This is a genomic window from Helicobacteraceae bacterium (assembly GCA_031258155.1).
GTDB lineage: Bacteria > Campylobacterota > Campylobacteria > Campylobacterales > SZUA-545 > JAIRNH01.
In genome coordinates, this window is the sequence record JAIRNH010000011.1 from 21,558 (window position 1) to 33,249 (window position 11,692).

The window sequence follows — 11,692 nt, forward strand, 5'->3', positions numbered from 1 at the left end:
AATGGAACCTTTTATAGCCGCGACAATCGACGCGATGCAAGAGATCGCGGCTTTACTACGCGAAAACGACGACGACTCGCTCTTTTATCCCGCCAAAGAGGGCGACGAAGGAATCGGCTACGGAGGCGATCGGAGTTTGCGAATCGATCTGATAGCGGAGGATATTTTTATCGATCGTTTAAGCCGTTTTGGGCGCGTTAATTCGGAAGAGCGAGGTTTGTTCGGCGAGGGAGCGGACGAGATCGTAATCGATCCGATCGACGGCAGCGCCAATCTCGCCTCCGGAATCCCGTATTACGGCGCGGCGGTGTCCCTTAAACGAGACGGCAAACCGCTGCACTCCATAATATGCAATCTCGCCAACGGCGACTGCTTTGTTAAATCGCTAAGCGATAGCTACCGACGCAATTTGCGCTCGCCCCAAAAAAAGCCGCTCGCGCGAAACCTAAAGCCGCTCGCGGGGATCTTTGAAAAGGCGTATTCGCATCCGAAAACAGCCGCGACGCTTAGAAAAAACGGCTTCAAATTTAGAAGTCCGGGCGCGCTCGCGCTCTCTCTCGCCTACGCGCGCGACGTCTCTTTCACGCTGGCGATAGGGCGCTCTAGGGAATATGATATAATCGCGGGATTGCATCTATGCGAAGACGTCTATCGTTTTGTTAGTGAAAAATTGATTATCGTAAGCGCGGATCTCGCCGTTTTTGAGCGGCTAAAGTCAATTTTTGTCGAGGGCAAAGAATGAGTTTTGGCGATTTTTTTAAGCGAGTCAGACGCGAGCGACCCGACGCCAAAGAGGCGCCCGTTCATTGGATTAAGTGCAAGAAATGTCAAGCTATTATGTATTACAAAGAGGTCGCCGCCAAACAATACGTATGTCCAAAGTGCGGACTACACATGCGTATTAGCGCGAAAGATCGCATCGAGCTTTTGACCGACGCGGATAGTTTTGAGGAGTTTGACGCGCAATTAAAGGCGGTCGATCCGCTCTCGTTCAGCGACAAGAAAAGCTACGCGCAAAGACTGGAAGAGGGCTTCAAAAAAACGCGGCGGCGATCGGCGGCGATTGCGGGCGAATGCGCGATCAACGGCATACCGACGCAAATCGTGGTTTTTGACTTTGATTTTATGGGCGGATCGCTAGGTAGCGTCGAAGGCGAAAAAATCGTCCGCGCCGTCAACCGAGCGATAGCCAAACGGCAAGGATTGATAATCGTTAGCGCCAGCGGCGGCGCGCGAATGCAGGAATCGACCTTCAGCTTAATGCAAATGGCTAAAACAAGCGCTTCGCTAAAAAAACTCGCGGCGGCTAAACTGCCCTTTATTTCCATTTTGACCGATCCTACCTTTGGCGGCGTGAGCGCGAGCTTCGCGTTCTTGGGGGATATTATCATCGCGGAACCGGGGGCGATGGTGGGCTTTGCGGGCGCTAGGGTAATCAAACAAACGATCGGCTCCGATCTGCCCGAAGGGTTTCAAAGCGCCGAGTTTCTGCTGGAATACGGGCTGATCGATATGATCGTAGATCGCGATCATCTCAAACAAACCGTAGCCGATCTGCTCCGCTTCACGCTCAAACGTTGATCGCTATCGATCTGAAATATATAAACAAGAGCGACGATAAGCTATTTTCATTAGCGCAAGAACATTATGTCAAGCTGATAAAACCGTATGCGAAGCTAAACGTCGCGCCGATATGGAGCGTTGCGATTGAAAAGGCGCAGAAGATCGGCGTCGCGCAAGCGCAAGAGGCTTACGCGCGGGCTTTCGCGGCGCAATCCTCGCGCTATTCAATCGCCCTGAGCGCGGAAGGCAAAGCGCTTGATACGGCTGGATTCGCCGCGTTAATCGCGAGTCGCCCCTCGTTTTGCTTCTATATCGGCGGCGCTTACGGGCTTAACCGCTCGTTTTGCGACGCTTGCGATCTAAGCGTTTCGCTTTCGCCGCTAACCTTCTCTCAAAGTCTTGCGCGCGTCGTTTTACTAGAGCAGCTTTATCGCGCCTTTACAATCGGCGCGAATCACCCGTATAACAAATAACGCGCTCGCCGCCCCCGTCCTTCCCGCCCCTTCTTAGTCATACCCGCGAAACGCGACCGCCCTTCGAGGCAAACGCGAAGTAACGCCGCGCGCGAGCGGCTTCCAAGCTGGCGTTTAAGCGCGGAGCTAATCGACGGCGTTAAATCCCGCGCCGATTTCGCGGGCGTTAGTTATAGCCGTTTTTTGGAGGAGTTAATACTCAAAGCCTTTACGCCGCGCGTTTATCGTAGAAAGCCGCTCGATAGAACCCCTTCGTTGTTCAAGCTTGACGATTTTTAGGGCGCGACGGCGATCGTCAAGCGCATATCGCACGCTTTGGCGAGCTTTTTCAAAAACGCAAGCGACGGGTTCAGCTTTCCCTGTTCGAGCTTGCTAATATTCGCCTGCGACGTTCCAATGCGCCGCGCAAGTTCGCGTTGCGTCAGATTGCGCGTCGTTCGCGCTTCGAGCGCCGCTTTCATCACCTGATATTCGGGTTCAAGCGCGTCGTATTCGGATTTAAGCGTTTCATTCGCGGCAAAGGCGCGGGTTTTATACTCTTGGTGCGTCATCTCGTTTTCTCCTTTGATAATCTTCGTAATAGCGTTTCGCCCGCTCTATTTCATTAGCAGACGTTTTTTGCGTCTTCTTGACAAAACCGTTCAGTAAAACTAACTTTCTCGCCTCCGCCGCAAAGTAAAAAATCCGCGCTATATCGCTTGCGAATTTAACGCGAAGCTCCCAGATTGCGCCGTCGATATGCTTTGCTAGCGGTTCGCGCAACGTCGCCCCCTTTTCTTCAAGCAGATCGATCGAGCGCAAAGCCTTCGCCGCGAACTTTGGCGCTAAAGAGTCCAGAAACTCCGCGACGGGGCAAGCGCCGTTTGCTTTCTTGTAGTATTCGATCAAATACATAGCGCAAATTATATCATATATAACATCATAATGGACAAAAAATCTCGAAAAATAATTTTGACCCCTATTTTTCGCGCGCACAAAATTGCAAACTGCCGCCATGAAACGAGCCGTTAAGTTTAATTTAACAAGCTACGGAGAGGTAACGCTTTAAAACGCCTATGGGGAGAGGCTTGCAAACTTCGCGCCTATTGCGATTACGAACGGCGATCAAACAATCTTTCTTGCCCCAAACGCCGATCCGCCGCAACGGGGCGCTTGCGTTTTATCGCAAGCGAGCGGCGGCGCTTTATTTATCGTTACGCGAAGCGAAATCGAAATCGAGTCTGAGAAGCTAACGCGACAACTGTCGCGGACAGGCTGGTTACTCCTTAACGGCGATATAAAGATAAGTTCGCGCCGTCGTTTATAGAGCGCATAGACGCTCATATACGCAACCTCCTGACCCTGCGCGGATATGAAGGCGCGTTTTTTGAGGATTTTTGTCGCGCCGAAAACGACGAGATAGAACGCGAGGGCTTAACCGCGCTCGATCTGCTGTTTTTTGATCTAGCGGGCGGCAATAGCCCCGACTATCCAACGGGAGCGTGAAAAATGAAGTTCTACGAATTGTGCAAGTATATTTGGCAAAATATCTATCCCAGAGTAGAGGAAATTAACGAGGCGATTAATCAAGCCGCAGAGACGGCGCGGCAAGCGGCGGATGAAGCGTTAGCGGCAACATGCCAGAGCGCGCAAGCCGCCGGTAATAGCGCAAGCGCGGCGAGCGCCGCCGCTTTGTTTCAATCCGCATGATCGCAAGGAGCGCGACGCGCTTCGGTTCGCGCCCCAAAGCCCAGCTTATGCTTCAATCCGTATGATCGCAAAGAAACGCAAGCGCTGGCGCGCAGTTTCATGTCGCGCGCCTGCGGAAACTTAAGCGGCGGGCGTTCGATTAGAAAAGGTCAAGCGTTTAGAGCAGGGTTATAATCGCTTGGCGATCGCGCGGTCCGTCAAAATCCGCGAAAAATACGCCCTGCCAGGGACCGATCAGCATTTGAGCGTTTTCGACCGGAACAACCACGCTAGAACCCATATACGCCGCTTTCATATGCGCGTCGCCGTTGCCTCCGGTATGCGCGTAACGCCCGTCCGAAGGGAAAAAATCGTGAAGTTTTTTCAGCAGATCGCGTTGGATATTGGGGTCTTTGTTCTCGCACACAAACACGCCGCACGTGCTATGCGGCGAGAATATATTAACAGCCGAAGCGTTTACGCCGCTTTTAATAATCTCTTCGTTGATCCTCTCCGTTATATCGATCATCTCCGTTTTATAACGGGTTTTAATCTCCAATTTGCTCACTTTTATATTCCTTTGCGGTTTAATCGCCCTCTCGCCGACCAATACGGGCGCTAACGACTTTATCGTTTGGCGCGATCGCTAAAACGCCGTTTCGCTTTTTGACGCGCGTATAGTTCAACCGATCTTATTTTCTCGCGGCGTTGTTGGTAATTTTATTATTATGCGCCTTAGCGCCGATTATCCGTCGCAAAAAACGATACTCCTCTTTCGAGCAAAACCTCCATTTGCCGACGGGTAACGCGTTCAACGAGATTTCGCCGAAGCTAACGCGCTTTAGATCAAGCGTTTCGCGCCCAAAATGGGCGAAAAATCGACGTATTTCGCGGTTTTTCCCTTCGTTTAACGCGATTTTAAGCCGCGAAAAACGGGGGTGATTTTTCTCGATCCGCCATTTGACAAACGGCGCGAAAACGCCGATCTTGTCGCTGTTTAACGGGTGAGCGCCCGCGTTGCCGATCGGCTTTAAACCTTCGCTCATCGCCTTTTCAATCGCGGGAGTTACAAAACCGTCTATCTTGACGTTATATACGCGCTCAAGATCGCTTGTCGTCAGCTTTGCGGCTATCTCCGCGCTATCGGTAAGCAAAAGCGCCCCCTCGCTCGCGTAATCGAGCCGTCCAACGGCGATAAACCGCGCAAACCGATCGGGCAGACTCTCAAAAATAGTCTTTCGCCCCTGCGGATCGCGTCTGGTTACAAGCTCGCCTTTGGGTTTGTGATAGACGATAACGGTGTATTGCTCGCCTTTTTTCCCTAGCGGTTTGCCGTCGATAAAAAGTTCGTCGTCCTCTTTGATCCTCGCGCTTAAATCGACCGCCTTTTGCGTTCCGATCGCCACGCGCCCTTCCAAGATTAACCTATCCGCCTCGCGCCGCGAATAACCGCCGCGCTCGGCGATCGCTTTGTTGATGCGTTTCGCGCCGATCTTTTGCTCGTTTGCCACGCCGTATTATACCTACCCGCGCCCAATCGCGGCGGCTGGCTATCAAGGTTGGTTTTGCTACTCTGTCGGTATTACAAGTTGGCGGTAGGATTTATGACGTTTAACGGCATTTTCAACTTTCTCTTTTCTATGCGCGCGGCGGCGGCTTTACTCTTTCTTATCGCTTTCGCGTGCGCGGCGGCTACTTTTATCGAAGCCGATCCAGAGCTAGGAACTCAAGCGGCTAGGGCTCTTGTATATAACCATTGGTGGTTTGAAACCGCGCTGTTTTTGCTCTGCGCGTCGCTTGCGGGCAATATGATTAAATTCGGTATGCTCCGCAAAGAAAAAACGACGGTTTTTATCTTGCACTCCTCCGTTTTTATAATCCTGCTCGGCGCGTTTATCACCCGCTATTTCGGTTACGAGGGTCTTATGCATATTCGCGAAGGCGAGACGAGCGCGTCCATCTTCAGCGCCGATCCGTATCTGAAAATCTCCAGTAGCGGATTAAACGCGAGTTGGCGGCTGCCGCTCTCGCCGGTTAGCTCCGTCGGCGACGAGTTTAACGCCAATCTCGGAGGCGGCGCGCCCGTAACGATCGAAACTAAGGCTTACTATCCGCGCGCGAAAGAAGCCGTCGTGCCGCTAGAAACCGGCGGCAAGCCTTATATGTCCATTCTGATTAGTTACGCGAACGGCGCGCCCGCGTTTGCCGAGCTGTTTTACGGAGAGTCTGTCGAGCTTAGCGGCTCTATTATCGCGTTTGGCGAAGATCCGGGGTTTGAAAAGCCGGCGATTGTTATCGACGCGCAAGACGATCAGCTAGTTATCCGCGCCTATTCCGATCTGTTGCGCGTAAATCTTGACGCGGACGAGCAGACCGTTCTGCGCGCTCACGCCGCGCATCCGTTTGATCGCAACGCGCGTTATAGCGCGATGGACGGCGTAAGCGTGGTTTTGCGCGATTATCTCGCGGCGGCGGAACGTAAAATAATCGAGGCAAAACCAAACGAGCCAAGCGCGGGAAGCGCCGTGATCGTCGAGGTATCGCACAAGAACGACCGCAAAGAGGCGGCGCTGCTCGGCGGCGCTAACGTTAGCGGCTATCCGGTCGAATTGGAGCTTGCGGGGCGTAATTTCACGCTCGCTTTCGGCTCTGAAGAGATCGAGCTTCCCTTTTCGCTCAAGCTGGATCGGTTTATCATAGAGCGCTATCCGGGGTCGAGCTTGGCGTCGTCTTACGAAAGCCAAGTAACGCTAATCGACGACGAGCGCGGCGTGAAAGAGCCGCGCCGCATATATATGAACAATATCCTTGTTTATAAAAAGTTTCGCTTTTATCAACACAGCTACGATCGCGACGAGCGCGGAACGCTCCTGTCCGTCTCCAACGATCCCGGCGTTTGGCTAACCTATATCGGCTACGCGATGCTTACAATCGGTTTTTTCATCGCGTTTTTTAGCCCGCATAGCCGCTTTAGAACGCTAGCGGCGCAAATTGAAAAAAACAGAATCGCGCGGAGTTTTTCTACCTGTCTAATCGCGCTGTTTTTTGTTTTCGGCGCCGCCGATCTAAAAGCCGACGAAACAAACTCGACGCGCATAATGGGCATAGTGGACGCGAAACACGCCGAACGATTCGGAGCGTTGCTCGTTCAGGATTCAAGCGGGCGAATCAAGCCGATCGACACTTTGGCTAGAGAGGCTTTAAGCAAAATGACGCGCAAAAACTCCATAGGAGACCTAAGCGCGACGCAGGTATTTCTAGGTATGTTAAGCGCGCCAAGAGGCTGGCAACAGGTCAAGATGATACGTTTAAGCCACCCCGATCTCGGCTCTATGCTAGGGCTGGAAGCGTCCGCGAAAGAGGCGTCGTTCCTTGATTTTTTTGGATACGATCAAAACGACGAGATCGTTTATAAACTAGGCGAGGTTACCAAAGTCGCGGATCGCACGCCAGATTCGCAAAAAAGCCTGTTGCAAAAAGAGCTAGTTAAAGTTCTTCAGCGCGTGGATACCGCTTATATGATCTATGAAGGTTATCTTTTGCGCGTCATACCGGTAAAAGGCGATCCGGCTTTCGCGTGGGTTTCGCCGCCGCAGACGTTGGAGCCGCTTTCGCCCGACGACGCGAAAGAGACGGCGCAAACGTATAACGAGTATATAAAGGCGCTCAAGAGCGCGCAAATGAGCGGCGAATGGGATAGCGCCGATTTAGCGTTAGATCGGCTTAAAGCCTATCAAGAAACCTACGGCGCGGCTGTGATACCAAGCGACGATAGGATCAAAGCGGAGATGCTGTTAAACTCGCTTGATCCTTTCTTTATTTTGCTTTTTTGCTACCTGACGTTGGGTTTGATTTTTCTGATCTGGGCGTTTATACGATCGCTTGCGCCAAGTTTTATGAAAGACAAGGCGGGCTACGTTTCAGCCGCTCTAATAAGTTTGACCGCGCTGGCGTTTGTTTTTCACGCCGTCGCGCTGGGTTTGCGCTGGTATGTTTCGGGGCACGCGCCTTGGTCTAACGGCTACGAGTCGATAGTCTATGTGTCGTGGGCGGCGGCGTTAGCGGGCTTGCTGTTTGCGAGACGCTCGATTTTCGCGCTTCCGGCGGCGGCGTTAATCGCGGCTTTCGCGTTAATGACGGCGTATATAGCCGCGATGGACCCGCAGATTACCACGCTCGCGCCCGTGTTAAAGTCGCACTGGCTGACGATTCACGTCAGCGTCATATCGGCAAGCTACGGCTTTCTCGGCTTGTCTATGCTGCTAGGACTGATCTCGCTTGCGCTGTTTATCTTCCGCGCGCCGAAAAAGACGAAAATAGACGAGGCGATCGCGGAGCTTACGCGCATAAACGAAATGTCTATGATGGTCGGCTTGGCGCTGCTGTCGATCGGCAACATTTTCGGCGCGGTATGGGCTAACGAATCGTGGGGGCGCTATTGGAGCTGGGATCCTAAAGAGACGTGGACGCTTGTCAGCATGCTGATCTACGCGGCGATTCTGCACTTTAGATTTATACCCGCGCTTAAAAGCAGATTCGCGTTTTCGCTGGCGAGCGTATGGGGATTTTTGTCGATACTAATGACCTATTTCGGCGTTAATTATTATCTATCTGGCATGCACTCCTACGCGGGCGGCGACGGCGCGGTTACGCCCTATTGGTTTTACTTTACCGTCCTCGCGCTCGCGTGCGTAACCGCTTTCTCGTCGATAAAAAGCGATATTCGTTTTCCGCTTGATAGCAGATAAAAGCGGGCTTGCCGTCAACGTCGTTTCGTCATTCCCGCGCGAAGCGATAGGGCGGTTTACCGCCCGTAATCGCGAAGGAAGGCGGGAATCCATAGAAATAACGTAATGCGATTGTTTGTTGTCTCTGCGAAACATCTGGAAATGGATTCCCGCCTACGCGGGAATGACGTAAGGGGGCGGGGGAGCGAGGGGAGACGGGTTTATGGATACCCGCCTTCGCGGGTATGACGTTTTCGCGAAGCGCACCCCGCGTGGGTAGAAGCGCAAGGCGCGAAGGAAGGCGGGAATCCGTAACAGCGATCATCAAAAAGATGGATACCCGCCTTCGCGGGTATGACGTTTTCGCGAAGCGGGAGTTAAAGCTCAACAGCCGTCGTGAACGCGCCCCGTTTCAGGTTCAACGCACACTTTGGCGCTTTCGCCGTCGATATGCGTTAGCGTAATCTCGCAAGTATTTTGCAACAATTTGGCAACGCCTCCGTCGAACGCGTAAGGCCTGCCAATCTCGTCAAAAGAAATCATAAAATTGTCGCCGGGTACTCCCCCGCAATTATTCAAGGTCATACTCTGTATTTGACGCGCGGCTCCTAGCGATAACTCAGGCGTAGCGCGCTCGTCTGTCGCGCCGATAATGGCGCCGTAGCCGCCCGTAAGATAGTTTCTTGTCATCGGATCTAGCGCGAAATCGCTAAGCGTCGAAGCGTAACCCGTTGTGGCGCTAGGCGCAAATACGGAACAACTTGTATTTGCGAGATTGCAATGAAACTGCCAACGTTTATACTTCCACGAGACGTTGTCCGGCTCAAACTTATCGTCCATCACGGCTAAATGTTGCGTATAACGCAAACGTAAAATCAGCTCTTCTTTAGCCAACATCAAATTATCAGGGCGGTAGAAATAGGAGACCGCGATCGCGGTCAAAATCCCCACGATAACCACCACTATAACAAGTTCGATAAAGGTAAACGCTTTTCTCATGGCAGTTGCACCGTCCTTCTGGCATAACGTATCGGCATTCCCTCTACCTCGCCGGTTACCACCGTATCGATAAGCATATAAAGGGCTTCCGGGTTGTGAGGCGCGGTAAGGCTGCCGTCAGCATAACGGATAGTGACGTTAATATCAAACTGATCGACTTTTATATCTATCTTATCGGGTCTGGAATCGCTGGCGGCGCCGGTCGTATTCCCCCGTCTTAATAGCTCGTTTACCGCGTATTCCATACCCATGCCCGCGTATAGCTCGGCTTGCGCGCGCATAAAAGCCTGCGTCTTTTGTTCGACAGACATAGTTGATAAGCTCAAAATCGCCATGCCGATCGTCGCTATAATCACCAGCGCCATAATCGCGGTGATCAAAGAAAACCCTCCGCGTCTCATAGCACGCTCCTTTCTCTGCAAAACTGCACTTCGTTGACCTCGCCAGGTCCCACCATTGCCGCCCAATCGCTCGCCTGCACGCACAACCTCAAACGCAAAACGCCGCCGGATTCTTGAAACAAAAACTTGGTTACGTTGCCAAGCAAAACCTCTGTTTTTGCCTCCACATCATCATAGGCTTCGTCATTCCACGGGCGGAAATCATACGCCATCTTCAACTCTCCGTTATCCACCCACACGGCATACGCCGATCGCGCCAGAAAATAGTTAGGCGTGTTATTTGCGCCGCTATAAGAGGGCGGGTGATAGGCGGCGGAGTCGCCGCCAGCAGCGTCATATAAGGGCGTTATCGTAAAATCGGTCTCCGACGCGGCGTCGAGAGTTACTTGAAAATAGCTAGACTTGGTATGACCGGCGCCGCCGTTTATCCAGTTCCAGCTTAAATGTTTCATGCTTGCGCTATTGCCCGCCGGCGTTTCGCCGCGCCAATCCCCGCCCGCGAAAATCAAAACGGTTTTCGGACTCGGGATATCGAAGGGGTTTGCTCCCGCCAGCGTCGTTTCTATCCCTAGAGCGACAGTGCGTAAATTGCTAAGCGGCGTTCTAAATTGATTGGCGCCCGCGCCGTCCGCGCCGGTTAAACGAAGCCCGATCGCGCTCCAGCCTGGTTCCACAATCGAACCGCCGGTCGACGCGCCGCGTTGCGATTCGTAGGCTATACCCACCCATTGGAGCGCTTCAAAATCCTCAAGATTCCAGCTCCAACTAGGAGTAGGCGTTACCTCGGGTTGGTAGATTGGACTTACGCTGTCGGTGTCTATATCATACGCGACCACGCTGTTTTTTACCCGATAGCTAAGTCTAGCCGCCAATATGTCTAACGTGCGGCGCAGATCGCTTTGCGCGCGTTCCGTATCCCGCGCGGCGGCGTATCGCTCAAAAAAACGAGAGAGTATTTCGGCGCCTATCATCGCCAAAATGCCCAAAACGACAATCGAAAAGATCAGCTCGATTAAAGTAAAAGCGCGTTTCATGTTAACGCTTTCCAACATTGGACGCGGCGTAACGCAAAACGCCTATCGTCTCGTCCGTGTCGTCATACGCGACGCGAACGGTAATCAGCAATAGATCGCTAGGAGCGGCGCCCGCCGAAGGCCAGTTCGTCCAATTAGGCGGATTACCAAAATCAGCTACGTGGTTGTCACTAATCGGCGTGATCGTAACGTCCAGCCTGTAACCTTGCGAAAAATCGCGTTGCGTCCAGCCGTGATATTCGTTGATGGCGGATTGCGGCTCTACTAGACCTATACCACCTATAATATCGGTTGCGCTCGCGTTATAACAAAGCGAATCGCGCTTTAAGGCGATACCCGACGCGGAAGATTTAAGCTCCGCAACGCCCCTTGTTTCCGTAATGCTTCCATCCGCGACAAGGGGGCAGATCGGGTTAATGCCCGCTCCATAGTTGATAACCAGCGGCTTGCCTCTCAAATCGTCTCTATTAAGAAGGCTGTTGTGCGGCTGAGCGATTATCTCCTGTATTTTCGCGGCGGCGTGATAGAGCGCCTCCCCTTCTAGGGAGGCTATATCGGACTCAACAGATTTAAGCAATAGTCCGGGAACCGCCGCGAATATTATCCCTATCAATATGATCGTAACAATCAGTTCGATCATAGAAAAAGCGTTTCTCATACTATCTCCCTAGCTTTGCCGGCGATGAATCCCGCGTCGAATTATCGTCATAAAAGCGATCGTCGTCGTCGCTCTCGCCATGACCTCCCCAACCGTCCGAGACGGACGGCAGGAACTCCAACGTCCCGCAAGGATGTTTGAAGCAATCTCTGCGGTTTTCCATATCTAC

Annotated in this window: 13 protein-coding genes; 5 read left to right on the top strand and 8 right to left on the bottom strand. The window is 52.5% G+C overall.

Annotated features, from left to right (window positions below; all coding sequences use genetic code 11):
- Position 1 precedes the first annotated feature (1 nt).
- The 3 genes from LBF86_01525 to LBF86_01535 are packed head-to-tail and all read left to right on the top strand — an operon-like array spanning position 2 to position 2,036.
- A complete protein-coding gene (locus tag LBF86_01525) occupies positions 2-742 on the top strand; it encodes an inositol monophosphatase (GenBank protein MDR0664190.1) in 741 nt (246 codons plus the stop codon).
- The gene (accD, locus tag LBF86_01530) at positions 739-1,581 is read left to right on the top strand and encodes an acetyl-CoA carboxylase, carboxyltransferase subunit beta (protein ID MDR0664191.1); all 843 of its coding nucleotides are present in this window, start codon (positions 739-741) and stop codon (positions 1,579-1,581) included. Before LBF86_01525 ends, accD begins: the two co-directional genes overlap by 4 nt.
- Complete coding sequence (locus tag LBF86_01535) at positions 1,578-2,036, top strand: 23S rRNA (pseudouridine(1915)-N(3))-methyltransferase RlmH (protein MDR0664192.1); 459 nt, start codon at positions 1,578-1,580, stop codon at positions 2,034-2,036. The genes accD and LBF86_01535 overlap by 4 nt, the downstream gene beginning before the upstream one ends.
- Positions 2,037-2,311: 275 nt before the next feature.
- On the opposite strand, the gene LBF86_01540 is transcribed toward LBF86_01535, so the two are convergent.
- On the bottom strand, positions 2,312-2,587 hold the full coding sequence (locus tag LBF86_01540; protein MDR0664193.1) for a helix-turn-helix transcriptional regulator: 276 nt from the start codon (positions 2,585-2,587) through the stop codon (positions 2,312-2,314).
- Complete coding sequence (locus tag LBF86_01545; GenBank protein ID MDR0664194.1) at positions 2,568-2,930, bottom strand: type II toxin-antitoxin system RelE/ParE family toxin; 363 nt, start codon at positions 2,928-2,930, stop codon at positions 2,568-2,570. Before LBF86_01545 ends, LBF86_01540 begins: the two co-directional genes overlap by 20 nt.
- A gap of 594 nt (positions 2,931-3,524) precedes the next feature.
- Between LBF86_01545 and LBF86_01550 the strand changes: the two genes are divergently transcribed.
- Positions 3,525-3,725, top strand: a complete 201-nt coding sequence (locus tag LBF86_01550) for a hypothetical protein (GenBank protein ID MDR0664195.1) — start codon at positions 3,525-3,527, stop codon at positions 3,723-3,725.
- A 157-nt stretch (positions 3,726-3,882) separates the two neighbouring features.
- On the opposite strand, the gene LBF86_01555 is transcribed toward LBF86_01550, so the two are convergent.
- Both LBF86_01555 and LBF86_01560 read right to left on the bottom strand, forming a co-directional pair.
- On the bottom strand, positions 3,883-4,272 hold the full coding sequence (locus LBF86_01555; GenBank protein MDR0664196.1) for a secondary thiamine-phosphate synthase enzyme YjbQ: 390 nt from the start codon (positions 4,270-4,272) through the stop codon (positions 3,883-3,885).
- A 124-nt stretch (positions 4,273-4,396) separates the two neighbouring features.
- Complete coding sequence (locus LBF86_01560) at positions 4,397-5,215, bottom strand: rRNA pseudouridine synthase (GenBank protein ID MDR0664197.1); 819 nt, start codon at positions 5,213-5,215, stop codon at positions 4,397-4,399.
- A gap of 93 nt (positions 5,216-5,308) precedes the next feature.
- Between LBF86_01560 and ccsA the strand changes: the two genes are divergently transcribed.
- Entirely contained in the window at positions 5,309-8,452 is a 3,144-nt protein-coding gene (ccsA, locus tag LBF86_01565) for a cytochrome c biogenesis protein CcsA (GenBank protein MDR0664198.1), read from the top strand.
- A 363-nt stretch (positions 8,453-8,815) separates the two neighbouring features.
- Here ccsA and LBF86_01570 read toward each other — a convergent pair whose 3' ends face one another.
- Genes LBF86_01570 through LBF86_01585 form a run of 4 tightly spaced genes read right to left on the bottom strand, consistent with a single transcriptional unit; the run spans position 8,816 to position 11,523 of the window.
- Positions 8,816-9,430, bottom strand: a complete 615-nt coding sequence (locus tag LBF86_01570; GenBank protein ID MDR0664199.1) for a prepilin-type N-terminal cleavage/methylation domain-containing protein — start codon at positions 9,428-9,430, stop codon at positions 8,816-8,818.
- Positions 9,427-9,831 (bottom strand): hypothetical protein, encoded by a 405-nt coding sequence (locus tag LBF86_01575; protein ID MDR0664200.1) that lies wholly within the window; start codon positions 9,829-9,831, stop codon positions 9,427-9,429. Before LBF86_01575 ends, LBF86_01570 begins: the two co-directional genes overlap by 4 nt.
- Complete coding sequence (locus LBF86_01580; protein MDR0664201.1) at positions 9,828-10,883, bottom strand: type II secretion system GspH family protein; 1,056 nt, start codon at positions 10,881-10,883, stop codon at positions 9,828-9,830. The genes LBF86_01575 and LBF86_01580 overlap by 4 nt, the downstream gene beginning before the upstream one ends.
- Positions 10,867-11,523, bottom strand: coding sequence for a prepilin-type N-terminal cleavage/methylation domain-containing protein (locus tag LBF86_01585; GenBank protein ID MDR0664202.1), 657 nt, complete (start codon positions 11,521-11,523; stop codon positions 10,867-10,869). The genes LBF86_01580 and LBF86_01585 overlap by 17 nt, the downstream gene beginning before the upstream one ends.
- Between the last annotated feature and the right edge of the window lie 169 nt (positions 11,524-11,692).